This window comes from Bradyrhizobium sp. URHC0002, assembly GCF_054059515.1.
Map to the genome: position 1 here is coordinate 1,311,467 of NZ_JBSSCF010000001.1, position 26,770 is coordinate 1,338,236.

Annotated in this window: 23 protein-coding genes; 11 read left to right on the forward strand and 12 right to left on the reverse strand. The window is 61.6% G+C overall.

All coding sequences use genetic code 11. From position 1 onward, the window contains the following. Positions 1–10: 10 nt before the first annotated feature. Positions 11–1,135 carry a hypothetical protein gene (locus ACVWVY_RS06280; RefSeq protein WP_456625559.1) on the forward strand — a complete coding sequence of 375 codons (1,125 nt, stop codon included), beginning with the start codon at positions 11–13 and terminating at the stop codon, positions 1,133–1,135. On the opposite strand, the gene ACVWVY_RS06285 is transcribed toward ACVWVY_RS06280, so the two are convergent. Genes ACVWVY_RS06285 through ACVWVY_RS06295 form a run of 3 tightly spaced genes read right to left on the reverse strand, consistent with a single transcriptional unit; the run spans position 1,132 to position 4,005 of the window. Then, the gene (locus ACVWVY_RS06285; protein ID WP_456625560.1) at positions 1,132–1,725 is read right to left on the reverse strand and encodes a Smr/MutS family protein; all 594 of its coding nucleotides are present in this window, start codon (positions 1,723–1,725) and stop codon (positions 1,132–1,134) included. The genes ACVWVY_RS06280 and ACVWVY_RS06285 overlap by 4 nt on opposite strands. Beyond that, a complete protein-coding gene (mltA, locus tag ACVWVY_RS06290; protein ID WP_456625561.1) occupies positions 1,722–3,323 on the reverse strand; it encodes a murein transglycosylase A in 1,602 nt (533 codons plus the stop codon). Before mltA ends, ACVWVY_RS06285 begins: the two co-directional genes overlap by 4 nt. After that, positions 3,301–4,005, reverse strand: a complete 705-nt coding sequence (locus ACVWVY_RS06295) for a Tim44/TimA family putative adaptor protein (protein ID WP_456625562.1) — start codon at positions 4,003–4,005, stop codon at positions 3,301–3,303. The genes mltA and ACVWVY_RS06295 overlap by 23 nt, the downstream gene beginning before the upstream one ends. A 440-nt stretch (positions 4,006–4,445) precedes the next feature. On the opposite strand from ACVWVY_RS06295, the gene secB reads away from it, so the two are divergent. Then, positions 4,446–4,922, forward strand: coding sequence for a protein-export chaperone SecB (secB, locus tag ACVWVY_RS06300; RefSeq protein WP_456625563.1), 477 nt, complete (start codon positions 4,446–4,448; stop codon positions 4,920–4,922). Positions 4,923–4,966: 44 nt separating this feature from the next. On the opposite strand, the gene dnaQ is transcribed toward secB, so the two are convergent. Genes dnaQ through ACVWVY_RS06320 form a run of 4 tightly spaced genes read right to left on the reverse strand, consistent with a single transcriptional unit; the run spans position 4,967 to position 7,781 of the window. Then, entirely contained in the window at positions 4,967–5,665 is a 699-nt protein-coding gene (gene dnaQ, locus ACVWVY_RS06305; protein ID WP_456625564.1) for a DNA polymerase III subunit epsilon, read from the reverse strand. A 30-nt stretch (positions 5,666–5,695) separates the two neighbouring features. After that, entirely contained in the window at positions 5,696–6,295 is a 600-nt protein-coding gene (coaE, locus tag ACVWVY_RS06310) for a dephospho-CoA kinase (protein ID WP_456625565.1), read from the reverse strand. 27 nt (positions 6,296–6,322) lie between these two features. Continuing rightward, entirely contained in the window at positions 6,323–6,931 is a 609-nt protein-coding gene (locus tag ACVWVY_RS06315) for a Maf family protein (RefSeq protein ID WP_456625566.1), read from the reverse strand. Positions 6,932–6,941: 10 nt separating this feature from the next. Next, positions 6,942–7,781, reverse strand: a complete 840-nt coding sequence (locus tag ACVWVY_RS06320; protein ID WP_456625567.1) for a pyruvate, water dikinase regulatory protein — start codon at positions 7,779–7,781, stop codon at positions 6,942–6,944. Between the two features lie 454 nt (positions 7,782–8,235). Between ACVWVY_RS06320 and hemJ the strand changes: the two genes are divergently transcribed. The 7 genes from hemJ (at position 8,236) to ACVWVY_RS06355 (ending at position 16,636) form a co-directional block, all read left to right on the forward strand. Then, positions 8,236–8,682: a protoporphyrinogen oxidase HemJ gene (gene hemJ, locus ACVWVY_RS06325; RefSeq protein WP_456625568.1), complete on the forward strand. Its 447-nt coding sequence runs from the start codon at positions 8,236–8,238 to the stop codon at positions 8,680–8,682. Positions 8,683–8,944: 262 nt separating this feature from the next. Beyond that, positions 8,945–10,210, forward strand: a complete 1,266-nt coding sequence (gene rho, locus ACVWVY_RS06330) for a transcription termination factor Rho (RefSeq protein WP_108520089.1) — start codon at positions 8,945–8,947, stop codon at positions 10,208–10,210. Positions 10,211–10,511: 301 nt separating this feature from the next. After that, positions 10,512–11,843: a tRNA uridine-5-carboxymethylaminomethyl(34) synthesis GTPase MnmE gene (gene mnmE / locus ACVWVY_RS06335; RefSeq protein ID WP_456625569.1), complete on the forward strand. Its 1,332-nt coding sequence runs from the start codon at positions 10,512–10,514 to the stop codon at positions 11,841–11,843. 128 nt (positions 11,844–11,971) lie between these two features. Then, positions 11,972–13,855: a tRNA uridine-5-carboxymethylaminomethyl(34) synthesis enzyme MnmG gene (gene mnmG, locus ACVWVY_RS06340; protein WP_456625570.1), complete on the forward strand. Its 1,884-nt coding sequence runs from the start codon at positions 11,972–11,974 to the stop codon at positions 13,853–13,855. Positions 13,856–14,055: 200 nt separating this feature from the next. Continuing rightward, positions 14,056–14,748 carry a 16S rRNA (guanine(527)-N(7))-methyltransferase RsmG gene (rsmG, locus tag ACVWVY_RS06345; RefSeq protein WP_456625571.1) on the forward strand — a complete coding sequence of 231 codons (693 nt, stop codon included), beginning with the start codon at positions 14,056–14,058 and terminating at the stop codon, positions 14,746–14,748. Then, positions 14,745–15,596: a ParA family protein gene (locus ACVWVY_RS06350; RefSeq protein WP_456625572.1), complete on the forward strand. Its 852-nt coding sequence runs from the start codon at positions 14,745–14,747 to the stop codon at positions 15,594–15,596. Before rsmG ends, ACVWVY_RS06350 begins: the two co-directional genes overlap by 4 nt. Before the next feature lie 146 nt (positions 15,597–15,742). After that, positions 15,743–16,636, forward strand: a complete 894-nt coding sequence (locus ACVWVY_RS06355) for a ParB/RepB/Spo0J family partition protein (protein ID WP_456625573.1) — start codon at positions 15,743–15,745, stop codon at positions 16,634–16,636. 111 nt (positions 16,637–16,747) lie between these two features. On the opposite strand, the gene holA is transcribed toward ACVWVY_RS06355, so the two are convergent. Genes holA through leuS form a run of 3 tightly spaced genes read right to left on the reverse strand, consistent with a single transcriptional unit; the run spans position 16,748 to position 20,944 of the window. Beyond that, positions 16,748–17,776 carry a DNA polymerase III subunit delta gene (holA, locus tag ACVWVY_RS06360; RefSeq protein ID WP_456625574.1) on the reverse strand — a complete coding sequence of 343 codons (1,029 nt, stop codon included), beginning with the start codon at positions 17,774–17,776 and terminating at the stop codon, positions 16,748–16,750. Between the two features lie 5 nt (positions 17,777–17,781). Then, on the reverse strand, positions 17,782–18,333 hold the full coding sequence (gene lptE, locus ACVWVY_RS06365; RefSeq protein ID WP_456625575.1) for an LPS assembly lipoprotein LptE: 552 nt from the start codon (positions 18,331–18,333) through the stop codon (positions 17,782–17,784). Further along, on the reverse strand, positions 18,320–20,944 hold the full coding sequence (gene leuS / locus ACVWVY_RS06370) for a leucine--tRNA ligase (RefSeq protein ID WP_456625576.1): 2,625 nt from the start codon (positions 20,942–20,944) through the stop codon (positions 18,320–18,322). The genes lptE and leuS overlap by 14 nt, the downstream gene beginning before the upstream one ends. 272 nt (positions 20,945–21,216) lie before the next feature. Between leuS and ACVWVY_RS06375 the strand changes: the two genes are divergently transcribed. Continuing rightward, positions 21,217–23,304, forward strand: a complete 2,088-nt coding sequence (locus ACVWVY_RS06375) for a M4 family metallopeptidase (RefSeq protein ID WP_456625577.1) — start codon at positions 21,217–21,219, stop codon at positions 23,302–23,304. Between the two features lie 57 nt (positions 23,305–23,361). Here ACVWVY_RS06375 and ACVWVY_RS06380 read toward each other — a convergent pair whose 3' ends face one another. Next, positions 23,362–25,053 carry a diguanylate cyclase domain-containing protein gene (locus tag ACVWVY_RS06380; protein WP_456625578.1) on the reverse strand — a complete coding sequence of 564 codons (1,692 nt, stop codon included), beginning with the start codon at positions 25,051–25,053 and terminating at the stop codon, positions 23,362–23,364. A 104-nt stretch (positions 25,054–25,157) separates the two neighbouring features. On the opposite strand from ACVWVY_RS06380, the gene ACVWVY_RS06385 reads away from it, so the two are divergent. Then, positions 25,158–25,847, forward strand: a complete 690-nt coding sequence (locus tag ACVWVY_RS06385) for a YggS family pyridoxal phosphate-dependent enzyme (RefSeq protein ID WP_456625579.1) — start codon at positions 25,158–25,160, stop codon at positions 25,845–25,847. A gap of 130 nt (positions 25,848–25,977) precedes the next feature. Here ACVWVY_RS06385 and ACVWVY_RS06390 read toward each other — a convergent pair whose 3' ends face one another. Further along, positions 25,978–26,763, reverse strand: coding sequence for a 2-keto-4-pentenoate hydratase (locus ACVWVY_RS06390; RefSeq protein ID WP_456625580.1), 786 nt, complete (start codon positions 26,761–26,763; stop codon positions 25,978–25,980). Between the last annotated feature and the right edge of the window lie 7 nt (positions 26,764–26,770).

Below are 26,770 nucleotides of genomic sequence, written 5' to 3' on the forward strand. Positions count from 1 at the left end.
GGGGTGCTGAATGATTTCGCGGCTATGGGAAAACCCCTGGCGGTTGATGCTGGTCGTCAATGCTGCCGTGCTGATCGGGGTGTTCTGGCACAAGATCGCGCTGCCGCCTTACGTTCCCTACATCCATCTGCTGGTCGACTATCATTTCGGCTTCACCAAGCGCGCCCTGATCGGCGCGATCGTCTCGCTGTTTACGGCCAAGGTGCCGGTGTGGCTGGTGTTCGCGCTGGCCGGCACGGTGTGGCTGGTCACGGCAGCGCTGTTCGTCCAGTTGTTCCGGCGGACGTTTGGTTTTGATCAAGAGCATCTGCCGCTGTTCGTGTTCATGGCGGGCTCGCCGTTCTTCCTGAAGAATTTTATGCATACGCTCGGGCATTTCGACATCTGCGGATGCCTGTTTGCGATCTGCCTGCTGCTGATTCCAGCGCGCTCGCTCGCCTATGTGCTGCTTGCCGCGGTGTTCTCGGTCGTACTCGTTCTGATCCACCACATTCATCTCTTGATGTACGTGCCGACGATCGCCGTCATCGTGGTGTTGCGGCATTATCTCGTTCGCGGAGCCGATCGGCAGAACGTCGCCGTCGGTATTGCATCGCTCGGGGCGGTGGGTACGCTTTTCCTTGCCGCGCAGTTCTACGGTACCGTTCCCGTGCCGGAGACGGAGTTTGTCGCGCATCTGCACAGCCGGATGGCGGACCCATCGCAAGCGAACCTGCTGAGCTTTGGATACATCTGGTACCAGCCGCTCTCGAAGGAAATTTGGGATACCTGGGCCCGCCTGCCGCACAACCTGCTCGGCGTGCCGGTGTTTGCGCTCCTGATCTGGCTGCACACGCCGCTCTGGCGATATTTTCGCGGCCTGATCACAGCGCTTTCCGTTGATGCCCATCGCCACATCGTCACCGCCGCGATCGTGATGGTCAGCCTCGGCTATCTCGTCATGTTCGCGATCGTGTTTGATTATTCTCGCTGGATTTCGAACTGGGCGGTGTGCCTGTTCCTGATCCTGCATGCGGTGAAAGCGCTGCCGGCTGCAAAGGACACGCCGCCGATACTGACGGATGATCGGAAGACGACTGTGTTCGGCTGGATCGTAACTCTGATCCCGCGCGTCGGGATCGTGCGCCCCTTCTAGAGCCTTGACCGCCGGACCCTGACATACAAGGCGCCCTCGCCGCCATGGCCGATGTGGGCTTCCTCAAAACCGACAACCATCGAGCGGAATTCCGGCAGGCCGAGCCATTGCGGCACCTGACGGCGCAACACGCCGCGCTCGGACTCCGGCCCGATCTTGCCCTTGCCCGTGATGATCAGCACGAAGGTCAGCCCGTCATGATGGGCGCGCTGCAGGAAGCCGAACAGCGCCCGATGCGCCCTCGTCTGCGTCATGCCATGCAGGTCGAGCCGGGCATCGATCTCCTTCCGCCCGCGCGATAGATGCGACCGCTCGCGGCGGCCGATCGGCGCCAGCGGTGGCGGTTCTGGTTTTGAGGGAGCGACGATTCGCGCCGGCGCGACGTGCCTCGGTGAAGCGGCGGGTTTTTGCGCCGCTTTGGTATCGACCTCCGCCGAGGCGACCGACGATTTCGAGGCGCGCCGCTTGCGCAGCGGCTTGACCTGCTTGACGACGCTCTCCCACAGCGCGCGGTCCTCCTCGCTCAGACCGCGCTTGCGTCGGGGCGGCTCCGGCAATTCGGGAATCAGGCTCGACGACCGGCGTTTCATCGGGGATGGCGATACCGGCGCAAATGACGCTGATGCGGCTTTGCCGAAACCGCTTCAACTTTCGGCCGCGGCTCGGGAAGCGGCACCGGCTTCGCCACAGCAGCCTGGACCGCCGGGGCTTGCGAAGGCGCCGCTGCTGGCGAAGGCGGTGCTGCCTGAGCTGCAGGCCTGGCGTTGGTCGCCGCGGTCACCTCGGGCGGCTTCGCCGCGTTCGCCTGCTCCCTGGACGGATCTTTCAACGGCGCGGTTTGCGGGAACAGTTTTGCGATCTGTTCCGACGGCCGCGCGTCGGGCACCGGCATCTTGCGGCCGCGCGCCAGCGGATCGAGGCTCTTCGGCACCAGCATGACGAAGCGCGCATTGTGGCGGAGGCGGCCGGCGACCTTGCCGGCATCGAGACCGGCGCCGAAATAGAGATCGGCGCGCGCGGGACCGACGATGGCGGAGCCGGTATCCTGCGCGATCATCAAGCGGCGGAACGGCGTCTTTGATGTAGCCGTTTCGATTGGCAGCTCGCCTTCGATGAAGAACGGCGTGCCATAGACATGCAGCGATTTATCGACCGCGATCGAGCGGCCCGGCGTCAACGGCACGCCCTGGGCGCCGACCGCCTCGTCCTTGTCGGAAAGCTGCACCTCGCGGAAGAAGACGTAGGACTTGTTCTGCCGCCGCAGCTCGTCGGCCTCATTGGGATTCTCTTCCATCCACTCCCGGATCTTCTGCATCGACATCTGATCCTTGGGGATGATGTTGCGCTCGATCAGGATGCGGCCGACCGCCGTATAGGGATAGCCATTATGGGCATCGTAATTGATGCGAACGGTCGAGCCGTCGTCGAGGCTGACCCGCGCCGAACCCTGGATCTGCGAGAACAGCAGGTCGGTTTGTTCCTTCAGGAAGCAGATTTCGAGCCCGCGGCCTTCAATCGCGCCGTCCTCGATCTCGGCGCGATCGTAATAGGGCACCAGCTTGCGGCGGCCAATCTTGCGGAACACCTGGCCCTTGTTGGGCAAGCCGGCCGAGCCCTGTGTAGTGCCGCGGACGAACAGATTGGACGGCCGGCGATAGACCGGCACCTTGTAGACCTCGTTCTCCGTCCGCGAGCCGTCGACGATCGGCTCATAATAGCCGGTGACAAAGCCCTCGCCTTCGCCAAGCCGCGAAATACGAAGGGGAAGAAAATGGTCCTCGAAGAAGGCTTTGGCCTTCAGTCCATCGGATAATTCGAGACCTTTTGCGATCTGGCAGGGATCGCGTAGCGAGGTGCCGAGCGCCTTCGGATCGGCCGGCGGCGTTCGTTGCGCCGATATCGGCCTGCAGCTCACTCGAAACGCGTTATAGGCGGCGAGATGATCGTCCTCGCGCCAGCCTGCGATCTCGGACCAGGCGACCGGCGCATACTGGCCGCCGTTAATCTGAAACGGGGATTCAAGCTCGGGATATGGCAGGTGACGGACGGCCGGCGGATACGCAGGCTTTTGCGAACGCGCACGACGTGCCGCAAGGGCCTCCACCGGAGCCAGCGAACACGCCAAAGCGATCACGCCAAACGCGAGCCCCGCAAGGCGTCGCGCGTCAGGCCGCGCTTCCGGTGCCAACCAGCTTCCAGTTCGGATCGCGAGAGCTCGTGTCGCGGGCGAATGTCCAGACATCGGTGATATCGGCGACCTTATCGGGATTGCCATCCACAATGGCGCCGGTCTTGTCGCGGGTGACCGAGATCATCTGCGACACGAAACGAACGGTCAGCTGCGCCGACCGGTCGCGTGCGTCCGCACTCACCAGTTCGGCCTTGTCGATCGAAACAAACCGCGTTTCGGTTTTCTGCTCGTGCTTTTCGCGATCCTTGATCACGGCATCGAAGCTGTCATAGACCTCGCTGGACAGCAGATCCTTCAGCGCGCGGCGGTCGCCATTGGCGAAAGCCAGCACGATCATCTCATAGGCGCTGCGGGCGCCGGAGATGAAATGCCGGGGATCGAACGAGGAGTCCTGGGCCGCAATGCCGTCAAGACCTGCGGCAAGCGGGGTGCCCGGCTCGGCAACGTCCTTCCAGCGGTCGTTCGGCGCGACATCCGCGCTCGGCGCCAGCGGCGCCTGATCGATCACCGCACCCGGCATCGGAACGACATTATTGTTATCCTGCGTACGCTGCACGACGTTGGGCGCGGCGCGATCGTAGGGCGGCCGTTCGCTGCCGGTGCGCTGTCCGAGGACGCTGCGCAGGCGCAGGAAGATAAAGACCGCCAGCGCCAGGAAGATGATGGTGTAAATATCCACGTCGTATTCGCTTTCTGGTTCTAACGCCGGCAACGGGCCCGGCGGTCGAGCGTTCCCTGACAAGAAGCTCTCTTACGAGTTTTCCCTGAGAACGGCAGAGATTACATCATCGATCGAGACTGCAGCATGTAGGCATGAAACTACGCCCGGCCAATGGCGCGTTTTGGCGCGGGTGAATTGTAGCGCGTTTTGGGGTCGAGGGGAAACCCGATCCTGTCCGGAAATCACGCGTATTCAATTATTTAGGGTACGTACTGGGCTGCTGGCGGGACCGTATTAGGCATATCTGCCACATTTCGCCGAGGGTCGCGTCGGCCGGACCGTCGTCCTTGTGGAAAGTGGCGGGGCTATGATAGCCACTCGCCCGGAAATGGCATCCCGCCCATCGAGCGAATTCAGACGAAAACGGGCTCCGCTCGCCAGCTTCAGGAGAGAGTTTCATGACCAACGGCAACGGCGCGCCTCCCGAACAGGCCCCTCCCCAGCTCAACGTGCTGGCGCAATACACCAAGGATCTGTCGTTCGAGAATCCGAACGCCCCCTCCTCCCTGGCGCCGCAAGAGCAGCAGCCAGCCATCAACATCCAGATCAACGTTTCCGCGAACAATCTCTCGGAAAACGAGTTCGAAGTGACGCTCTCGATCGAGGGCAAGGCTGAAAACGCCGGCAAGGTGATGTTCAGCTTCGAGCTGGCCTATGCTGGCGTGTTCCGCATCGTCAATGTCCCGAAGGAAAACCTGCATCCGCTGGTCATGATCGAATGCCCGCGGTTGTTGTTCCCGTTCGCGCGCGAGATCATCGCCACCGCGGTGCGCGATGGCGGTTTCCCGCCGCTGATGCTCGATCCCGTCGATTTCGTCGGTCTGTACCGCCAGAACATGGAACGGCAGGCCGCTTCCGGCGCAAAGCCGAGCTAAATCCTGGGATTCCGAATCAAGGACAGCCCAGCGGCCAAACGCCGCTAGGCGGCTCCGAGAAAATCGTTCCAGATCGGCTTGTCGCCCAAAGTGGCGATGAAGGCGCGATGGGCCTCGCGGTCCGCGTCGGTGATTCGCGGCGCCAGCGGCACCTCGCGCTGCCGGCGCGGCGTTTCGCCAAATCCGTTGCTGACAGTGACGCGGGTTTCCGACGCCAGGATCAATTGCGACTGCCGCGCCCCGATCAGGTCAATATAGACTTCGGCCAACAGCTCGGCGTCGAGCAGCGCGCCATGCTTGGTGCGGCGGGAATTGTCGATCGCATAGCGCGAGCAGAGATCGTCCAGCCGGTTCGACACGCCGGGATGCTTGCGGCGGGCCAACAACAACGTATCGACCAGGCGATCGCGCGAAATCGGCTGCCGCTTGGTGCGGTCGAGTTCGGCATTGATGAAGCTGATGTCGAACGATGCGTTGTGAATCACCAGCGGCGCGTCGGCGATGAATTCCAGGAACTCCTCAACCACTTCTGTGAACAGCGGCTTGCTGGAAAGGAACTCGCTGGACAGGCCATGCACGTTAAATGCTTCCGCCGGCATGTCGCGTTCGGGATTGATGTATCGGTGGAAGGTCTGTCCGGTCGGCATGCGGTTGTAGATCTCGATGCAGCCGATCTCGACCAGCCGGTCGCCGCGCAGCGGATCGAGGCCCGTGGTTTCGGTATCGAGAACGATTTCGCGCATGGAGCTTCTAAGACCGGAGGTTTAAGCGAATCAGGTTCGCCGCTGCGGCATCTTAACGACCTCGGCCAGAATGTCGCGGATGGCTGTGCGCACCGGGTCCAATCCATGCGACGTATCCACCACGAAATCCGCCCGCTTGCGCTTTTCGGCGTCGGGCAATTGCCGCGCCAGAATGCCGTCGAGCGCCTCTGACGTCATGGTGCCGCGCGCCAATATTCGCTCGCGCTGAGCTTCGGGAGACGTCGTGACCACCACGACGGCATCGACGCGCTTCTCGCCACCGGTTTCGAACAATAGCGGGATATCCATCACCACGACCGGCGCGCCGGCGCCTTCGGCCTCTGCGAGGAATTTCTGGCGGGAGGCGCCGAGCATCGGATGAACGATCTGCTCGAGCTGCTTGATGGCCGCGGGATCGTGCACCACCTTGGCGGACAGCTTTGCGCGATCAACCCTGCCATCGACGGTCGTGCCGGGAAATGCCGCCTCGATCGCAGGCGCCGCCTCGCCTTCATAGATTTTGTGAACGGCCGCATCGGCGTCGTAAACCGGCACGCCCGCCTCTGCGAACAGCTTTGCGGTGGTGGATTTTCCCATCCCGATCGAGCCGGTCAGTCCAAGTATCCGCATGTTGTTTGTTGCTCTTTAGGGATGCTCTCAAATTCCCAGCAATTGCTCGCGGCGCAGGAATGCAAGTAGTGGCAGCAGCGGCAGGCCGAGGATCGTGAAGTGATCGCCTTCGAAGTGATCGAAGAGATGTACGCCGAGCCCTTCGAGCTGATAGGCCCCGACGCTCGAAGTCACGGCCTCGCCAACCTCGTCCAGATACGCTGTGATCTCCGACCCGGTCAGTGCGCGCATGGTCAGGCGGGCGACCGAAACATCGGAAAACACTACCTTGCCGTCGCGGGCAACTGCAACGGCGGAATGCAGTTCGTGCGTTCCGCCGGCAAGCAGGCGCAATTGATCCGCGGCCTGGGCGCGGCCGGCCGGCTTGCTGAACAGACGGTTTCCAAAAGCCAGCGTCTGATCGGCGCCGACGACATAACGGCCGGGATTTTTTGACGATACGAAGCACGCCTTCTCGCGCGCCAGGAGGCCCGCAATTTCGCCGGGCGCGGAAAGGCCGGAATTTTTCTGCACGGATCGTTCGTCGATATCGGCTGGAACGGCCTCAAAGGAAACGCCGGCATTGGCAAGCAGCATCTGCCGCGCGCGGCTCTGCGAGGCCAGGATCAGCGGATCTTTTCCGCGCCAGATGGTCATCGCGAAAACATCATTCCGGAAGCCGCTGCCGCTGGCGATCGGTGAACAGTTTGAGCACAGCCGCGGCGGTTTCCTCGATCGAGCGGCGCGTCACGTCGAGCTGCGCCCAACTGAATTTGGCACTCAGTTTCCGGGCGTAGGCGACTTCATCGGTCACCGCCTGACGATCGATGTACTCATCGTTTGGGGTATCGGCGCCCATGCTCAGCAACCGGTTTTGCCGGACCTGGATCAACCGCTCCGGCGTCGCATGAAGGCTGACGACCAATGGCTTTTTCAACGTCTCCAGCTGGTGCGGCAGCGGAATGCCCGGCACCAGCGGCACGTTCGCGGTGCGGACGCCGCGGTTGGCGAGATAGATCGAGGTCGGCGTCTTCGACGTACGGGACACGCCGACCAGAACCACGTCGGCGTCTTCCAGACCTTCGACGTGCTGGCCGTCGTCATGAATCATGGTGTAGTTCAAGGCGTCGATGCGCTTGAAATATTCCGCGTTCAGAACGTGCTGGGCCCCCACCCTGCCCGTCGTTGCCGCGCCGAGATAGGCCTCGAACATTTGCATCACCGGGCCGATGATCGACAGGCTCGGGATGTTGATGTCCCTGCACTTGCCCTCCAGCCGGCCGACCAGATCCTTTTCCAGCAACGTGAAGAGCACGATGCCCGGCGCCTCCTCGATCTCGTCGAGCACGCGGTCGAGCTGCTTCTGGCTGCGCACCAGCGGATAGACGTGCTCCACCGCGGTCACATTGGCGTATTGCGCGGCCACCGCGCGCGCCACCGTGATCAGCGTCTCGCCGGTCGAGTCGGAGACCAGATGAAGATGAAAATAATTGCCGATCGTGGGCACCAGAACCCCTGTGTATCCTGTGAATCCCTGTGGAGCTTAACCAAGATATTTGGCCCTGGGTCGTCACGTCAGGGATAACCCGGACTTTTCTTCACAGGGCCTCGCGAGAGGACAAGTCCGCCTGCTCATCGCCATGATAGTGGGAAGGTGTGGATTTGTCTCTTCATAAGCTGACCACGAAACGGCGCAAGCAATTGATGCACGTGGCATTATCAGTATGAGGCAATGTTCCGCCGGAATTGGGGAAGGTTGTGAACAAGCCTCGCAAACATGCGGGATCGTTTTGTGTGAGTCATAATCACCGTCACTTAGACTCAAACCTAAGATTCTAAAATTATTAGTTTAGAGAAGCGGTGCTTTGCGGATATGTCTTGCGTCCCCTCTCTGGCAGCGCTTCTTCGCAACGCTGCGAGGGCCGGAAAGTTTCAGGGACGAGCAAGGTCGGGCGACTGCGATGTACGAGTGGATCACGATCACGGCGTATCCGTGGATCAAGGCGCTGCACGTGATCGCGGTAATCTCCTGGATGGCCGGCATGCTCTATTTGCCGCGGCTGTTCGTCTACCATTGCGAGGCCGAGGTCGGATCGAAGCAGTCCGAGACCTTCAAGGTGATGGAATGGCGCCTGCTGAAGGCCATCATCAACCCTGCGATGACGATCACCTGGCTGGCCGGGCTCTATCTGGCCTGGAGCGGGCACTGGTACACGTCCGGCTGGTTTCACGCCAAACTGACGCTGGTGCTGATCCTGTCGGGTGTCCACGGCTTTTTTTCCCGTTTGGTCAAGGATTTCGCCGCCGACCGGAATACCAGAAGCCAGAAATTCTATCGTATTATCAATGAGGTGCCTACCGCCCTGATGATCCTCATCGTGATACTGGTGATTGTGAAACCGTTCTAGCCCGAGCTTTTCGTCGATCCGGCGGTTTCTCTCCTGCTTGCGAAGCAGCGGCCGATTTTCTATATTGTCGAAATCCCACCCCACGCAGGCGGATGTGGCTGCGTTTCGGTTTCTTCATTGGAGACCGGCCGCCGCATCAGGTTTGAAGCCTCACCGGCGCTTTCCTTGCTTAGACCTGCGGACCTTCCAATTTTTCGTGTCCGCTATCTCTTTAAGCCACCTCGCACCCCTTCCCTAAAGTACACTCCACAGGACCACCCCAATGCGGGAAATGAAACTCCAGGACCTCAAATCGAAAACGCCGGCCGAGCTCGTCTCGTTCGCGGAAGAGAACGGGGTCGAAAATGCCAGCACCATGCGCAAGCAGGAGCTGATGTTCGCCATCCTCAAGCAGCTCGCGATCCAGGAAATCGACATTATCGGCGAAGGCGTCGTTGAGGTTCTCTCCGACGGCTTCGGCTTTCTGCGTTCGCCCGACGCCAACTACCTGCCCGGCCCTGACGACATCTACGTCTCGCCGTCGCAGATCCGCCGCTTCGGCCTTCGCACCGGCGACACCATCGAAGGCCATATCCGCAGCCCGAAAGAAGGCGAACGCTATTTCGCGCTGCTGAAGGTCAACACCCTCAATTTCGAAGATCCGGAAAAATCCAAGCACAAGGTCAATTTCGACAATTTGACGCCGCTGTTTCCGGACCAGCGCTTCCGCCTCGAACTCGAAGACCCGACGCGCAAAGACCTTTCAGCAAGGGTTATCGACATCGTCGCCCCGATCGGCAAAGGCCAGCGCGCCCTGATCGTCGCGCCGCCGCGCACCGGCAAGACCGTGCTGATGCAGAACATCGCGCACTCGATCACCGCCAATCATCCCGAATGCTATCTGATCGTTCTCTTGATCGACGAGCGTCCGGAAGAAGTCACGGACATGCAGCGCTCGGTGAAGGGCGAGGTGGTGTCGTCCACCTTCGACGAGCCGGCGGTGCGTCACGTCCAGGTCGCCGAGATGGTGATCGAGAAAGCCAAGCGTCTGGTCGAACACGGCCGCGACGTCGTGATCCTCTTGGACTCGATCACGCGTCTGGGCCGCGCCTACAACACCGTGGTGCCGTCATCCGGCAAGGTGCTGACCGGCGGTGTCGACGCCAACGCGCTGCAGCGGCCGAAACGATTCTTCGGCGCTGCGCGCAACATCGAGGAGGGCGGTTCGCTCACGATCATCGCCACCGCGCTGGTCGATACCGGTAGCCGCATGGACGAAGTCATCTTCGAAGAATTCAAGGGCACCGGTAACTCCGAACTGATCCTCGACCGCAAGGTCTCGGACAAGCGGACCTTCCCGGCGATCGACATCTCGCGCTCCGGCACCCGCAAGGAAGAGCTGATCACCGATCCGCAACTGCTGAAGAAGATGTACGTGCTGCGCCGGATCCTCAATCCGATGGGCACCATGGACGCCATCGACTTCCTGCTCGACAAGCTTCGCAACACCAAGAACAACTCGGAGTTCTTCGACTCCATGAACACCTGAGCCATCAGGCCAGGGCTGAAGAGGGCGCCTCGTGGAAGCGGGGCGCCTTTTTTTTATGCTGCGGGCGTCGTTGCAATGGGAATACAGCATCGGGAAATCGGCATTAGTGATTGATTAACCATGTAAGATATTGAATTTTATATTACTTATTTGGATCCGAGGGTCGGGGGAGGGTGCTTCTCCGGATTTTGCAGCATTTTTTGCGGCACCCTGTCCGCGGTAGACCCGCGGTATCGCCTGCACGTCCAGGCCCCGACTCGAATCGCGTTGCCTTTTCAAAACCTCCCGCACAAATAGGCCCATGCATCCGCGGGATCAGACCATCTTTGCATTGTCGTCGGGCCGGGCGCCGAGCGCGATTGCCTTGGTGCGCGTCTCGGGTTCGCAGGCCGGGAAGATCGTGACGGCGCTTGCCGGCAAATTGCCGGCGCCACGAATGGCCACCCGCGCGCTGCTTGGGGATGTCGGCCAGCGGCCGATCGACGACGCGGTGGTGCTGTGGTTTCCGGGTCCGGCCAGCGCGACCGGAGAAGACGTCGCGGAATTTCACGTCCATGGCGGGCGCGCGGTGCTGGCGGCTTTGTTCACGGCGCTGTCCGGATTCGAAGATGTCCGCCCGGCCGAGCCCGGCGAATTTACCCGGCGCGCTTTCGAGAACGGCAAGCTCGATCTGACGGAGGCCGAAGGTCTCGACGATCTCATCCATGCCGACACCGATCGGCAACGCCGCCAGGCGTTGCGCCAATTGAAGGGACTGCTTGGCGACAGGGCGCGCGACTGGCGCGCGCGGATCATCGAAGCGTCTGCGCTGATCGAGGCCGGGATCGATTTTTCGGACGAGGGCGACGTGCCGGCGGAATTGATCGCGCCGGCGATGGCGAAGGTCAAAGTGCTGCTGGCCGAGATCGAGGAAGTGCTGACCGGGCAGGGGCGGAGCGAACGGCTCCGCGATGGTCTTGTCGTCGCGATCGCCGGGCCGCCGAATGTCGGCAAGTCGACACTGATGAATCAGCTCGCGCGCCGCGAGGTCGCGATCGTGTCGCCGCATGCCGGCACCACGCGCGACGTCATCGAAGTGCAGCTCGATCTCGACGGCTATCCGGTGACGGTGATCGACACCGCAGGGATTCGTGAGACGGACGACCCGGTCGAACAGGAGGGTGTCCGTCGTGCCCGGGCGCGTGCGGCGGATGCGGACCTCGTGCTTTGGCTGGCGGACTTGTCAGGAGTCGAGACCCAGGGCGAGGGGACCGCGCCGGTCTGGTTGGTGCGCAACAAGATCGATCTCGATACGGCCGGTCGGCCATTGGGTGAGTCGGCCGAAGGCCGTGTCTTTCAGATTTCCGCGGGCCGCGGCGATGGGGTGCCGGAGCTGATCGCGGCATTGGTGGGTTTCGCCCAGCGCTACTTTGGCGGCACCGAGGGCGGACTGATCAGCCGGACCCGGCAACGGAAACTGCTGCAGGAGACGGCGGCTTCGCTACAGCGCTGTATCGCGGTGATCGGGCAGGGCGAAGAACTGGCGGCGGAAGAACTCCGGACGGCGGCACATTCACTGGGAAGGTTACTCGGACGAGTGGACGTCGAAGACATTCTCGACGTGATCTTTCGTGAGTTCTGTGTAGGTAAGTGAAGTTTCCTTACCTTTCGCTAACCATGTTTCACGTGAAACATGGGCCCAGGCGCAAGCCGTGTTTCACGTGAAACACTTTCCTCAAACTTCTGCTTTCGGGTCCAACAACTCCGGGATAGAAGTCCCGCATGCTTTCCCAAGCGGACTCTTTCGACGTCATCGTCATCGGCGGTGGACATGCCGGCTGCGAAGCCGCAAGTGCCGCTGCGCGGATGGGCGCGAAGACTGCCTTGGTGACTCACCGTTTCGCCACCGTCGGAGCCATGTCCTGCAATCCCGCCATCGGCGGTCTCGGCAAGGGCCATCTGGTCCGCGAGGTCGATGCCTTGGACGGTTTGATGGGCCGGGTGGCTGACGCCGGGGGCATTCAGTTTCGGATGCTGAACCGCCGCAAGGGTCCGGCTGTCCGCGGACCGCGCGCCCAGGCGGACCGCAAGCTTTACGCCGCCGCCATGCAGACCGCGATCCGGGAGACTGCCAATCTCAGCGTGATCGAAGGCGAGGCGGATGAGCTGATCGTCTCGAACGGCCGGGTCACGGGAATTCGCTTGGGCGACGGTCGTGAGCTTTCGACCGGAGCAGTGGTGATCACCACCGGGACCTTTCTGCGAGGTCTGATCCATCTCGGCGAGAAGAACTGGCCGGCTGGACGGGTCGGGGAGGCGCCGGCAATGGGGCTTTCGGCCTCGTTCGAAAGGGTCGGCTTCACGCTCGGACGATTGAAGACCGGTACGCCGCCGCGGCTCGATGGCACGACCATCGACTGGTCATCCGTCGAAATGCAGCCCGGCGATGATCCACCAGAGCCGTTCTCGGTCATGACCGACCGGATCACGACGCCCCAGATCCAGTGCGGCATCACCCGGACCACGCCGGCTACCCATGACGTCATCCGGGCCAATGTGCATCGCTCGCCGATGTATTCCGGCCAGATCAAGAGCAGCGGTCCGCGCTATTGCCCTTCGATCGAAGACAAGATCGTCCGGTTCGGCGACCGCGATGGACATCAGATCTTCCTGGAGCCGGAAGGGCTGGACGACTCCACGGTCTATCCAAACGGCATCTCGACCTCACTGCCGGAAGAGGTTCAGCTCGCGATCCTTGCGACCATCCCCGGGCTCGAGCGGGTGAAGATGGTCCGGCCCGGCTACGCCATCGAATACGACCATGTAGACCCTCGCGAGCTCGAGCCGACCTTGCAGACCAAGCGCCTTCCGGGTCTCTTCCTGGCCGGACAGATCAACGGCACGACTGGATATGAGGAGGCGGCGGCGCAGGGGATCGTTGCGGGTTTGAACGCAGCGTTGGCAGCCGGAGGCGCCGACCCAATCGTGTTTGATCGCGCGGACGGCTATCTCGGTGTGATGATCGACGATCTCGTGACCCGCGGAATCACCGAGCCGTACCGGATGTTCACATCGCGGGCGGAGTATCGCCTGACCTTGCGGGCTGATAATGCCGATCAGCGCCTGACCGATAAGGGGATCGCGTTGGGTTGCGTAGGGCAGGCGCGCTCAGAGCGGCATCGCGACAAGATGGCTGCGCTGGCTGCGGCCAAGGCACTGGCCAAGTCGCTGTCGATGACCCCCAACGAAGCAGCCAGGCACGGCCTCGCTCTCAACCGGGATGGCCATCGGCGTTCGGCGTTTGAGTTGCTGGCCTATCCTGAGATCGAATGGGACGTGTTGCGCGGCATCTGGCCGGAGCTGTCGGCCGTCGATCCATCCATCGCCGTGCATCTCGAGATCGACGCCAAGTACGATGTTTATCTCAAGCGCCAGACCGCCGACGTCGATGCCTTCCGGCGCGACGAGGGGTTGGTCCTGACCGATATCGACTATACCGATGTGCCCGGGCTTTCCAACGAAGCGCGCGGCAAGCTTGAGGCGGCGCGGCCGCGGACAGTGGGGCAGGCGGGCCGGCTCGACGGTTTGACGCCGGCGGCGCTGGGTATCCTGGCAGCCTACCTTCGCAGGGAAGCGCGCCGGAAGACCTCAAAGGCGACGGCTTAAGAATCTGTTTCACGTGAAACGTTGATGTAGAATGGGTATCGCTTTGCTCCACCCATCCTGCGATTGCTGCTTTAAGAGGGGGCCTTCTACCGTCGTTGCGAGGAGCGGCAGCGACGAAGCAATCCATGCCTCAGCAAGTTGCGAAATGGATTGCTTCGCTTCGCTCGCAATGACGACCTCAACAGACAGCATTTCCAAACATGGGCAAAATCCAACCGGCGGATATTCCTTCCGCCAGCGACAAGGCGACAGCTCTCGCCCTCACCCCCGTTTCACCTGAAACGGCGGCACGGCTGGAACGCTACGTCGATCTCCTGGTGGAGTGGCAGGCCAAGACCAATCTCGTCGCGCCGTCGACGCTTCCGCATCTCTGGACCCGCCACGTCTCCGATTCGCTTCAGCTCTTGGATCTGGCTCCGTCAGCGAAGGTCTGGGTCGATCTCGGCAGCGGCGGCGGTTTCCCTGGCGTGGTACTTGCCTGCGCCCTGGTGGAAACGCCGGGCGCCAATGTTCACCTGGTCGAACGCAACGCCAAGAAGGCGGCCTTTCTGCGCGAAGCGGTCCGCGTAACTTCCGCGGCTGCGACCGTGCATTTGGTTGGAATCGGGGATAGTGTGGATAGAATCGGCAGCCACGTCGATTGCGTCACTGCGCGGGCACTGGCTCCATTACATCAGCTTGTCGGTTTCGCGGAACCGTTTGTGAGCGGCGGCGCGAAGGCGCTGTTTCTCAAGGGCCAAGATGTAGAGGCTGAATTGACCGAAGCCACTAAATATTGGAATATTGAACCGCGACTCCATTCCAGCCGCACGGGCGGGCACGGCTGGATCGTCGAACTCGATCGGATCGAGCGGCGCAACCCCTCCGCGATCACATATGGCGATCGGGCATGAACGAATTAGATGAGCTATATCAAGAGGATAGGGACCCTACTCCACCGCCCCATCCACGCATCCTGTCGCTCGCCAACCAAAAGGGCGGCGTCGGCAAGACGACTACAGCGATCAATCTGGGCACGGCACTCGCCGCGATTGGGGAGCGCGTGCTGATCGTCGATCTCGATCCGCAGGGCAATGCCTCTACCGGTCTCGGCATCGATCGCCGCACCCGCAACTGCTCGACCTATGACGTGCTGATCGGCGAAGCGCCGCTGCGTGAAGCGGTGGTTGCCACTGCGGTGCCGCGGCTGCACATCGCCTCCTCGACCATGGATCTGTCGGGCCTCGAACTCGAACTCGGCACGACGCCCGGCCGTGCGTTCCGGCTGCGCGACGCGATCGCCGCGCTGAACAAGAACGCGGCGCCGGACACCGAGTACACCTATGTGCTGATCGATTGCCCGCCGTCGCTCAACCTCCTCACCGTCAATGCGATGGCGGCGTCGGATGCGATCCTGGTGCCGCTGCAATGCGAGTTCTTCGCGCTCGAAGGTTTGTCGCAATTGCTGCAGACGGTGGAGCAGGTGCGCTCGACCCTCAATCCGAACCTGTCGATCCACGGCATCGTGTTGACCATGTTCGATTCGCGCAACAACCTGTCGAACCAGGTCGTCGCCGACGTGCGGCAGTTCATGGGCGGCAAGGTCTACGACACCATGATCCCGCGCAACGTGCGCATCTCCGAGGCGCCGTCCTACGGCAAGCCGGTGCTTGTCTATGACCTCAAATGTGTCGGCAGCGAAGCCTATCTGAAGCTGGCGACGGAAGTGATCCAGCGCGAGCGCGAGCTGAGGACGCATTAGTCGGGCGTAGGGTGGGCAAAGGCGTCTTCGCCGTGCCCACCATTGCCTGTCGCGAAAATCGGTGGGCGCGCTTCGCTTTGCCCACCCTGCGGTCAACCGAATTCTGTTCCGGAGTAGCGTAAGTGAATCCTAGGGAGTTGGCGGCGATGGCCGACGAAACGCGTTCACGACTGGGCCGCGGTCTTGCAAGTCTGATCGGGGATGTCGGCGGCGAGGCCGCACATGTCGACCGGCCGCGCAATCAGCGCAAGGTGCCGATCGAGTTCCTGAAACCGAATCCGCGCAACCCGCGCCGGACCTTTTCCGATGCCGAGCTCGGCGAGCTCGCGGCCTCCGTCAAGCAGCATGGCGTGATCCAGCCGATCGTGGTTCGGCCGGTAAAGGGGTCGCAGGATCGCTTCGAAATCATCGCGGGCGAGAGGCGCTGGCGTGCCGCGCAACTCGCCAGCCTCCATGAGGTGCCGATCGTCCCGATCGAAGTCAGCGACTCTGACGCGCTCGAGATCATGATCATCGAGAACGTGCAGCGCGAAGACCTCAATGCGATGGAAGAGGCGCAGGGCTATCACGCGCTGGCCGATGAATTCAAACGCAGCCAGGAAGACATCGCCAAGGAAGTCGGCAAAAGCCGCAGCCACGTCGCCAACATGATGCGGCTGACGAAGCTGCCGGCGGAGGTGCAGGCTTTTATCGCCAACGGCCAATTGACGGCAGGCCACGCCCGCGCCCTGATCGGCGTGCCCGATCCGCTGGCCGCGGCGAAACGCATCGTCGAGGAGGGTCTCAACGTACGCCAGACCGAGGCGCTGGCGCATGAAGAGGGCGTTCCGGAACGCAAGCCGCAAAAGGCGCGGGCCGCCGGCGGCGGCGGCGGTAAGACAAAAGATCCCGACACGATTGCGCTGGAGAAGCGCGTCAGCGATGCGCTCGGTCTTGCCGTGACCGTCAGCCACCGCGACCCCGGCGGTTCCGTCCAGATCAGCTATCGCAACCTCGAACAGCTCGACGAGGTGATGCGGCGTTTGGCGAAGGGCGGCTGACGGGGGCGCGCCTACTTTGCATGGGGTTGTTTTCGCGATTTTGTATCCGACGCGCTCCGCGCACCGGCACGTCAGCCGCACGGCGAAGGGAGAGCAGGCGAGGGAGAAGAGCTACCCCCGCCGCTTCGCATTCACCGCGATCGAGAGCAACGTGCGCTGCGCGATCGCCGACGCCAGCGATGCCTGTTTGCGCATGTCGAGCGCGGCGGTTCCGAGCTGATCGATGATGGCGGCCAGCCGCGCCACGCTGAAATTTCGCAGCGCGATTTCGACGACGCCCTTGCGTGAGAAATGCAGGCGCGGATATCCGCTTTCGAGCAAGGTCGAGATCGGCGTGCCGTCGGCCACCGCAAGCGCCGATTTGTGCAGCCATGCCGCCTGGCGCTGTGCGGCGGAGATGATGACGCCGGGATAGGTGCCGGCGACCATCGCCTTGGCAAACTCGCTTTCGACCAGCTCCGGCTTGCCGGCAAAGGCGCCATCCACGATCGGGTCCAGCTTCAGCTCGGACGCGTCGGAGACGACGGTCATGACATCGTCGAGCGCGATCTCGCCCTTGCCGTGGGAATAGAGCGCCAGCTTGCGAAGCTCGTTGCGCGAGGCCTGGCGGTCGCCGCCGAGCAGTGACATCAGCACGGCGCGCGCGTCAGCGGCGATGCGCAGATTGGAAATCCGCAATTCCTCGTCGATCAATCGGGCAAGGTCGCGTTCGGTATCGGGATAGCAGGCGATGGCGACCGCGGTCTTGGCCCGCTCGCAGGCCTTGCGCAGCGGCGATTCCGGCCGCAGCTCGCCGGCCTCGATCACGATGCGGCAATCTTTCAAGGGCATATCGGCCAGCGTGTCGACTCCGCCAGCGAAACTGCGGGAGCCGGCGCGCACGCGAATGGCGCGGCGGCCGCCGAACATCGGTATCGTCATAGCCTCGTCGACCAGCCGCGACGGCTCGGCCGACAGTTCGTCGCCGTCCAATCGTACCAGCGAGAAGGGATCGTTGGGGTCGTCGACGGCGGAGGCGATCAGCGCGTCGGCGCGCTCGCGGACCAGGCCGGCATCCGGGCCGTAAAGCAGGATGATGGGGCGGCCAGAATCGGGCCGGGCGAGAAAAGCGTCGATTTCTTTTCCGCGGAGCGCGACCAACGGGGTCAGGTGCCGGCGTAGAAGAACGACGCCAGCCGGGTCTGAATGTTTTCCGCAATCTCGTTGGCGGCACGATCCTCGGCGTCGCGGAAGGCGCGGGCGCGGGCGAAGCGTTGCAGATTGCCCGGAATGTCGTACGACACGCGGGAGAAGGTCGTCCCGGTCATGACGGATTTGTTGGTCGCAAGGTCGATCAGATTGTACTGCGCGTCGATGCCGTAGTTTTCGCTCGACGGCAAAGCGGTGTTCGGGTCGAGCATCAGCGAGGAACGCGAGCTGCCGAAGCGCAGCACCAACTTATGGGTCGGCGGCATGCCGGTGGCGTTGCCGTAGAGCTTGAACGCCAGCGCGTTGCGGATCTCCACCTGGATCCTCGCTTCGCGGGACGCGTTTGGCTTGTCGACGGGCGGGATTTCCACGCCCATCAGCTTTTCGCGCAGGCCGGGATTGCCGTCATTACGTTCGGCATACATCGGCTGAAAACAGCCGGCCGTGAGCGCCGCCAGGGCGGCGACGGCGATGAGCCGGACGGCGATCCGGGTCCTAGCCAACGACATTCACGATCCTCATGGGAACTACGATTACCTTGCGGACGGCCTTGCCGCCGAGAGCGAGTTTTACCGCATCGAGCGCCAAAACGGCAGCCTCAATTTCCCGATTTTGGGCGACCCGTGGCACGGTAACATCACCCCGTTTCTTGCCGTTGACCTGGACCACCAGCGTCACCGTGTCTTCAACCAGCAAATCGCGTTCGATTTGGGGCCAGTTGGCCTCCGAAATCAACCCGGACTGCCCCAGGACCTGCCAGCACTCCTCGGCCAGATGCGGCATCATGGGGGAAACCAATTGAACAAGGATGACGGCGGCCTCCCGGACCGCCCAGGCGACGTCGGGCGACGGCTGGCCGCCTTTGGCCAGCACCTCGGCCAGGGCGTTGGCGAATTCCCGGATATGGGCGAGGCAGACGTTGAAATGCAGCCGCTCGATCCCTGATGACACCTTGTCCAGCGCGCCATGGGCGGCCTTGCGCAAGCCGAGCGCGTCGGCGCCGAACGAGGCCGGCCGGCCGGCCGGGGCCATTTTGGCGATCTCGGCCGATTCGTTCACCAGCCGCCACAGCCGCTGCACGAAACGCGAGGCGCCCTGGACGCGCTCGTCGCTCCAGATCACGTCGCGGTCGGGCGGGGAGTCCGACAGCATGAACCAGCGCGCGACGTCGGCGCCATAAGTCGCGATGATGTCGTCGGGGTCGACGGTGTTTTTCTTCGACTTCGACATCTTCTCGATCGGGCCGATCGTGATGTCCTCGCCGGTTGCCAGCAGAATGGCGCGCTTGCCGTTGCCGCCGGCTTCGACCTTCACCTCGGCCGGCGTGACGTAAGAGCCGTCCGCCTTTTGATAGGTCTCGTGCACCACCATGCCCTGCGTGAACATGCCGGCGAACGGCTCGTCCATGCCGATATGGCCGGTCGCCTTCATCGCGCGGGTGAAGAAGCGGCTGTAGAGCAGATGCAGGATCGCGTGCTCGACACCGCCGATATACTGGTCGACCGGCATCATCCGGTTCGCCACATCAGGCGTGGTCGCCGCTTTCTCATTCCAGGGGTCGGTAAAGCGCGCAAAGTACCAGGACGAATCCACGAAGGTGTCCATGGTGTCGGTTTCGCGCTGGGCCTTGCCGCCGCATTTCGGGCAGGTGACGTGCTTCCAGGTAGGATGGTGGTCGAGCGCGTTGCCGGGCTTGTCGAAGGTGGCGTCCTCCGGCAGCACCACCGGCAACTGGTCGTCGGGCACCGGCACCACATCGCATTTCGGGCAGTGGATCACCGGGATCGGGCAGCCCCAGTAGCGCTGGCGTGAAATGCCCCAGTCGCGCAGGCGGAAGTTCACCTGCCGCTCGCCGACCGGCGCGTTGCCGCGCGTCTCATTTTCCAGCCGTTTTGCGATCTCTTCCTTGGCCTCTTCGATGGTCATGCCATCGAGGAAGCGGGAATTGATCATGCGGCCGTCGCCGTCATAGGCGGTGTCGGTAATGACAAACGTCGTCGGGTCCTGGCCCTCGGGGCAGACCACCGGGACGTTGCCGAGATTGTACTTGTTGACGAAATCGAGGTCGCGCTGGTCGTGCGCCGGGCAGCCGAAGATCGCGCCGGTGCCGTATTCCATCAGCACGAAATTCGCCACGTAAACCGGCAGCTTCCAGCTCGGATCGAACGGATGAACCGCCTTGATGCCGGTGTCAAAACCCTGCTTCTCGGCGGTGTCGATAATTTCCTGCGCGGTGCCGATCTTTTTCACGTCCGCGATGAATTCGGCAAGCTTCGGATTCTTCGCAGCCGCCGCGATCGCCAGCGGATGGTCGGCCGCGATCGCCATGAATTTTGCGCCGAACAGCGTGTCGGGCCGCGTCGTGAAAATCTTCAGCTCGGATTCGCCTGATGGCGTCGTGGCCGGATCGAGCGCGAAGCGCAACAGCAAGCCTTCGGAGCGGCCGATCCAGTTGCGCTGCATCAGCCGGACCTTGTCGGGCCAGCGGTCCAGGCTATCAAGCGCATCCAGCAGTTCCTGCGAGTACTTCGTGATCTTGAAGACCCACTGGCTCATTTCGCGCTGCTCGACGATCGCGCCCGAGCGCCAGCCGCGGCCGTCGATTACCTGCTCGTTGGCGAGCACGGTCATGTCGACCGGATCCCAGTTGAGCTTGCGCTTCTCACGCTCGGCGAGGCCCGCGCGCAGCATGTCCAGGAACATCTTCTGCTGATGCTTGTAGTAGCTGGGGTCGCAGGTCGCGAATTCGCGGGACCAGTCCAGCGACAGGCCGATCGACCGCAACTGCTTCTTCATCGCGGCGATGTTGTCGTAGGTCCAGGCTTTCGGCGCGACCTTGCGCTCGATCGCGGCATTCTCGGCCGGCAGGCCGAACGCGTCCCAGCCCATCGGGTGCAGGACGTTGAACCCCTTGGCGCGCATGAACCGCGCCAGCACGTCGCCCAGAGTGTAATTGCGGACATGCCCGATATGGATGCGCCCGGACGGGTAGGGGAACATCTCGAGCACGTAATATTTCGGCCGCGGATCGTCGTTTTTCGAGGCGAAGATCGCCTTTTCGTCCCACTGGCGTTGCCAGCGCGGCTCGGAATCACGGGCGTTGTAACGTTCGGAGGTCATGGAATCGCTGGGCTTTTGTGGATTCGGGTCCGTCCAGAGGACGGCGGACTAGGCCACAAAAGCGGTTGCGGGGTCAACGGGTTGGGGAGGGAACGATCTGGCGCGACATCTCGGGTGGGCGTCAGCCGTCCCGTAAGGCTTGTTTGCCCGGAACCGGGCACGCCCAAGACGATGTTTTCTGTGCGGTGTATTTTCAGTAGAATATGGTTCTGGACGTCAAGCCTTGTTGCAATTCCGGCCGGTGATCGACTGCGCAAGAGCGAGATAAGAGAATGACCAATTCTCCGATGCCAACCGGGCGTGATCCCTCGGCGGACGAATTGCTCGACAAACTTTCATTGGAGCGCCTTCAGAAACTGATCACCATTGAAACGGCCAACAGTGCCACGCTGAGCATCATCGATCGAGGGAAATGGATGATCGGAGGTGTTGCAGCGCTGTTGGCGGTGCTGGGCATCTCAACATATTTGGACGTGAAGAAAAGCGTCCAGTCGATGACTGAGGTAGCTACCAAACAGGTTCTTGATACGGAGTTGACCGAATACCGGAAGCAAGTCGCATCGAAGGCCGAGCAAACTCTCAAGGAATTCGAGGAACGGCGAACCTTCATTTCCAGTCAAGTCACTCTAAGAATCACAATATCGCCCGCATCGCGAAAAGTGTTCAACGCCAAAAATACCACCGCGCTGCCTGGTAACCTCGCGCGATCGGAGGGCGATCCGCCCACCGGAGACGCGGTCGTCGATGAAATGTACGAACACGTCGGCACGGTTCTCAGATTTTGGAAGTCGGAGTACGGCCGGGATTCCTACGACGGAAAAGGCGCCGAAGTCAGGGTCGTGGTCCGCTACGGACAACTGTACAATAATACACTTTGGGATGGGAAGAGGCTCGTCATCGGAGACGGAGCGATATTCAAGACCTTCTCAAATCTAAAGGTTGCCGCTTCCGAACCGATGCACGGGGTGACGCAACATAGCGCTGCTTTCGCTTATGAGGGACAATCGGGTGCTTTGAATAAGCACATTTCCGATGCGCAAGAGCGAGATAAAAGAATGACCAAATCTCCGATGCCAACAGAGCGTGATCCCACGCCCGACGAATTGCTCGACAAACTTTCAGTGGAGCGCCTTCAGAAACTAATCACCATTGAAACAGCCAACAATGCCACGCAGAGCATCATCGATCGAGGGAAATGGATGATCGGAGGTGTTGCAGCGCTGTTGGCGGTACTGGGCTTCAAAACATATTTAGACGTGAAGAATAGTATTGATTCGATTACGGAGATTGCGACCAAACAAGTTCAATCACAGGCGTCGGGAATCTTGACGAAGTTTGAAGGCGACATCTCGGCCCTCCAAAAAAAGCTGGTAGCTCTTGATACGGAGTTGATCGAATACCGGAAGCAAGTCGCATCGAAGGCCGAGGAAACTCTCAAGGAATTCGAGGAGCGGCGAACCTTCATTTCTAGTCAGGTCATCCTAAAAGTCGCGGTATCGCCTGCATCGCGAAAAGTGTTCAATGCCAAAAATTTGACCGTGCTGCCTGGCAACCTCGCGCGATCGGAGGGTGATCCGGCCACCGGAGACGCGGTCGTCGATGAAATGTACGAACACGTCGGCACGGTTCTTAGATTTTGGAAGTCGGAGTACGGCCGGGATTCCTACGATGGAAAAGGAACCGAAGTCAGGATCGTGGTCCGCTACGGAAAACTGTACAATAACACATTTTGGGATGGGCAGAGGCTCGTCATCGGAGACGGCGACGGAGCGATATTCAAGACCTTCTCAAATCTAAAGATTGCCGCTTCCGAACTGATGCACGGGGTGACGGAACATAGCGCCGCTTTCGCTTATAAGGGGCAATCTGGCGCTTTGAGTAATCACATTTCCGATGTCTTCGGCACTCTGGTGGAGCAATGGAAACTCCGGCAGACAGCGGATCAGGCTAACTGGCTCATGGGTGACGGCATACTTGCTCCAAACATCAAGGGGGTGGCGCTCCGTTCGCTGAAAGCGCCAGGGACGGCGTATGACGATCCGCTGCTCGGTAAAGATCCGCAGCCGAGCACCATGGCGGGTTATAAAAATGTGAAAGAAGACTCTGGCGGAGCCCATCTCAACTCGGGAATACCGAATCACGCTTTCTATCTTGCGGCCACCAAAATCGGTGGTTTTGCGTGGGAAAAGCCGGGCAAGGTTTGGTACGAAGCTTTGCTTGCGAGCAAATCGGACGACGATTTTCGAAAGTTCGCTCGCACGACCCTCGCGAAAGCGGAAGCAATGTTTGGAAAGCAAAGCAAGGAATGGTCCTCGATCAAGGACGCGTGGCACGATGTTGGCATCGATGTCGGATCGTAGGATTAGATTAATCCGACCCGGTCACCGCACGCTTAGTGTGCGTGTCATCGGCGGCCTTTACCCCGCCAGCGCCATCCCGGCCTCGTCCACCGGCTTGGCAAAGCCGTGCTCGACCACGGTATTTCGGCCGCGGTGTTTGGCGGCGTAAAGGGCGGCGTCGGCAGCCTCGATCAGGTCGCCGGGGGTCTGTGTGTCGCTCGGAAGCGTCGCGGCCACGCCGACGCTGACGGTGACGGTGCAGTGGCTGGAGGTGATGTGCGGCAGCCCGAGGCCTTGCACGGTCGTGCGAACGGTTTCGCCGATTTCGAGCGCTCTCTGCGGGCTGGTGTTCGGCAGCAGGAGACAGAATTCCTCGCCGCCATAACGGCTGGCAAAGCCCATCGTGTCGGCGGCGACGCCGGACAATGCTTCGCCGATCCGGGTGAGGCAGGCGTCGCCTTCGGGGTGGCCGTAGGTGTCGTTGTAGAGCTTGAAGTGGTCGACATCGATCATCAACAGCGACAACTCGCTATGATGTTGCTGCGCCTTCATCCATTCGAAATCGAGCCGGCTCTGGAAGCCGCGGCGGTTGGCGAGGCCCGACAGCATGTCGATCGAGGCCATCACGGTGAGCCGGTCATTGGTGGCGACCAGTTCGCGCTCGCGCTGGCTGAGTTGGGCGGCCATCGCGTTGAAGGCGCGGGCCAGCGGCATGAACTCGGAGGGCAGGCGGCTGCGCGCGACGCGGGCCGACCAGTCGCCTTCGCCGAACCGCCTGGCCATGCCGGTCATGAGCTCGATCGGATTGATGATGAGCTTCTCCGCCCCGATCAGCGCGCCGAGCAGCACGAACACGCAGACGAATCCCAATTGCAGATAGGCGGTGCGGATGTCGCGATTGATCGCGGTCGTCACCTTGTCCTCGTCGATGCTGACGATCAGGCGCGATTGCGTCCCCGGAATGCGCGCGAAACTGATGGTGCGCTTGGAGCCGTCGGTAGCGGCAAAGGAAAGCGAGCCCGTATCGGAGTTGGAGCTGAGCGCCTTGTAGGTGATGGCCGACAGCAGCGGCACGTTGTCGAGCGGCCGGCCGATCATGCTGGCCTGGTCGGGTGGTGCCGCCAGCACGACGCCGGTGCTATCGATCAGCAGCGCTGAAATGCCCGGCCGTCCGCTGAAGTTCGCCATGATCTTCGACAGCCAGTCGAGATTGATGCCGGCGACCGCTACCGAATCTTCCTCCGGATTGATCGCGGAGACCGGATAGGCCGCCATCATGATCGGCCGGTTGTTGGTCTTGCCGAACAGGTAGTCGCTGAAGACGAAATCGCGGGTTTCCTGCGCCTTCCTGAAATAGTCGCGATCGCCGATGTTCATGCCGACCTGAATGTTCAGCGTGGAACACTGCACAACGCCTTCCTTGCTCACGAGCATGATGCTGCGGATCCAGGGCAGGTTGGCGGGCAGGCTGGCGCGCAGGATTTCGCAACTGCGCCCGATGCCGCTGGAAGCGCGGATATAGGCGGCGGATTTCAGCATCGTCTCGACGGAGGAGATCACCTCGCGCTGGGTCTGGGCGCTATGGTGGGTGATGTTGGCGTATTCTTCCGAAGCTATGGCGATCTGCTTGGCGCGGGTGTCTTCGAGCGAGCGGACGCGGTCCAGCATCAAGGGCGCCACCAGCATCACGGCCAGCATGGCAAGCCGCGCGCGGATTCCCAGAAGCTTCTTGAGTTTGACCCGATTGCGGTTGAAAGTAACGCCAGACATCCCTGCCCCCCACAAAGCAAGGTACGGCGAAGGGTTCAAAAAGCCTTTCCCGAACTTGGTAAAATTCGAGGAAATGCCGTAAAACTTCCGACCGAAATCAGGACATGAAGCGAGAGATGGCGACGCCGCTAACAAAGTCTTTACCAAACGGTCTGGCTCAGGTGGAGCAGGACATCGCCCGCGCGTGCAAGGAAGCGCGCCGCGAGCGCGCATCGGTGACGCTGATCGCGGTGTCGAAAACGTTTGAAGCAGCAGCCATTTCGCCCGTTATCTATGCTGGCCAGCGCGTCTTCGGCGAAAATCGCGTGCAGGAAGCCAAGGCGAAATGGCCGGCGCTGGTGTCGGCCTGTCCCGGAATTGCGTTGCATCTGATCGGGCCGCTGCAATCCAACAAGGCAAAGGAAGCCGTGGCGCTGTTCGACGCCATCCATTCAGTCGACCGTCCCAGCATTTGCGAAGCGTTAGCCAAGGAAATCAATTCCCAGAACAAACGGCCGGAATTGTTCATTCAAATAAACACTGGCGAGGAGCCGCAGAAGGCCGGTATCCCGCCCGGTGAGGCCGATGCCTTCATCGCAAGCTGCCGCGACAAATACGGTCTGGTTATTTCCGGCTTGATGTGCATCCCGCCGGTCAACGAGGCGCCGGCGCCGCATTTCGCGCTGACGGCCAAGATCGCCGCGCGCAACGGACTGAAAAACCTGTCGATGGGCATGAGCGCCGATTTCGCGGTAGCGATTCAGCTCGGCGCCACGCATGTGCGCGTAGGCTCGGCGATTTTCGGGACGCGGTAAAGATCTCTCCCGTCATTGCGAGCGAAGCGAAGCAATCCATCTCGCGGCAGAGAAAGGATGGATTGCTTCGTCGCTTCGCTCCCTTGCGCAAACGCTTCGCGTTTGTCGCAGGCAATGACGGGGAGAGAGCCTACCTGAACCCCACCGACACTTTTCCGAGCACACCGAAATCAGCCGCGCAAAAATCACCCGATTGAATCGGCAGCGGGGCGTGGCATGTGCCGGTGGTGACGACGCGCCCCGCCTTCAACGTCACGCCAAGCTGGCGCAGTTCATTGGCGAGCCAGGTCAGTGCGATCCGGGGATCGCCGAGCACGTTCTTGCCGTGACCGGTGAATTGCTGACTGCGCATCGTGATGACAGGCCGTTCCTCGACGAGGTCGCGCGAGCGCCAGTCTGCACTTGTCGCCGGACCGAGCACGAACAGATGGGCGCAGGCGTTGTCGGCAATGATCTGGGCGGCGCCGGCGCTGACGAAATCGGCAAACCGCGAATCCGGAATCTCGATGGCCGGATGCAGCGTGTCGACTGCGTCGAGGACCTGCTGCATCGTGTAGGGCGTGGGACGCGCCGGCAGATCGACGCGCATGCGAAAGGCGAATTCGGGTTCGGCGACGCGCATTTCGTTGCCCGCCATCGAAGCCGTTCCGCCATCGGGGATTACGGTCTCCGCGAGGATGCGCCCGGCCATCGGGCCGTCGACGTTGATGTGCCTTTGTCCGGCCTCGCTGGTGGCCGCGATCTTCCAGCCGAACAGATTTTCAGTGGAATATTTTTCGATTTCAGCCTGGATCGCATAGGCCTCGATGCGATCGCGCGGCCGCAGAGATTCGTCGAGGCCGGAAAATTTGGTGCCGGCGCGCCAATGGCCGTGCAGCGTCCTTGATGCGGCTGTTATCGCGTTGTTGTCGAGCATTGTTTTG

What these genes read in the sequence shown, in the direction of transcription:
- ACVWVY_RS06385 (WP_456625579.1), top strand. Translation starts at nt 25,158, where the DNA reads ATGAAGCGAGAGATGGCGACGCCGCTAACAAAGTCTTTACCAAACGGT.
- rsmG (WP_456625571.1), top strand. Translation starts at nt 14,056, where the DNA reads ATGGGCAAAATCCAACCGGCGGATATTCCTTCCGCCAGCGACAAGGCG.
- rho (WP_108520089.1), top strand. Translation starts at nt 8,945, where the DNA reads ATGCGGGAAATGAAACTCCAGGACCTCAAATCGAAAACGCCGGCCGAG.
- lptE (WP_456625575.1), bottom strand. Translation starts at nt 18,333, where the DNA reads ATGTCGTTGGCTAGGACCCGGATCGCCGTCCGGCTCATCGCCGTCGCC.
- leuS (WP_456625576.1), bottom strand. Translation starts at nt 20,944, where the DNA reads ATGACCTCCGAACGTTACAACGCCCGTGATTCCGAGCCGCGCTGGCAA.
- ACVWVY_RS06355 (WP_456625573.1), top strand. Translation starts at nt 15,743, where the DNA reads ATGGCCGACGAAACGCGTTCACGACTGGGCCGCGGTCTTGCAAGTCTG.
- ACVWVY_RS06280 (WP_456625559.1), top strand. Translation starts at nt 11, where the DNA reads ATGATTTCGCGGCTATGGGAAAACCCCTGGCGGTTGATGCTGGTCGTC.
- ACVWVY_RS06285 (WP_456625560.1), bottom strand. Translation starts at nt 1,725, where the DNA reads ATGAAACGCCGGTCGTCGAGCCTGATTCCCGAATTGCCGGAGCCGCCC.
- mnmG (WP_456625570.1), top strand. Translation starts at nt 11,972, where the DNA reads ATGCTTTCCCAAGCGGACTCTTTCGACGTCATCGTCATCGGCGGTGGA.
- ACVWVY_RS06380 (WP_456625578.1), bottom strand. Translation starts at nt 25,053, where the DNA reads ATGTCTGGCGTTACTTTCAACCGCAATCGGGTCAAACTCAAGAAGCTT.
- ACVWVY_RS06315 (WP_456625566.1), bottom strand. Translation starts at nt 6,931, where the DNA reads ATGACCATCTGGCGCGGAAAAGATCCGCTGATCCTGGCCTCGCAGAGC.
- secB (WP_456625563.1), top strand. Translation starts at nt 4,446, where the DNA reads ATGACCAACGGCAACGGCGCGCCTCCCGAACAGGCCCCTCCCCAGCTC.
- dnaQ (WP_456625564.1), bottom strand. Translation starts at nt 5,665, where the DNA reads ATGCGCGAAATCGTTCTCGATACCGAAACCACGGGCCTCGATCCGCTG.
- mnmE (WP_456625569.1), top strand. Translation starts at nt 10,512, where the DNA reads ATGCATCCGCGGGATCAGACCATCTTTGCATTGTCGTCGGGCCGGGCG.
- coaE (WP_456625565.1), bottom strand. Translation starts at nt 6,295, where the DNA reads ATGCGGATACTTGGACTGACCGGCTCGATCGGGATGGGAAAATCCACC.
- ACVWVY_RS06375 (WP_456625577.1), top strand. Translation starts at nt 21,217, where the DNA reads ATGACCAATTCTCCGATGCCAACCGGGCGTGATCCCTCGGCGGACGAA.
- ACVWVY_RS06350 (WP_456625572.1), top strand. Translation starts at nt 14,745, where the DNA reads ATGAACGAATTAGATGAGCTATATCAAGAGGATAGGGACCCTACTCCA.
- ACVWVY_RS06390 (WP_456625580.1), bottom strand. Translation starts at nt 26,763, where the DNA reads ATGCTCGACAACAACGCGATAACAGCCGCATCAAGGACGCTGCACGGC.
- hemJ (WP_456625568.1), top strand. Translation starts at nt 8,236, where the DNA reads ATGTACGAGTGGATCACGATCACGGCGTATCCGTGGATCAAGGCGCTG.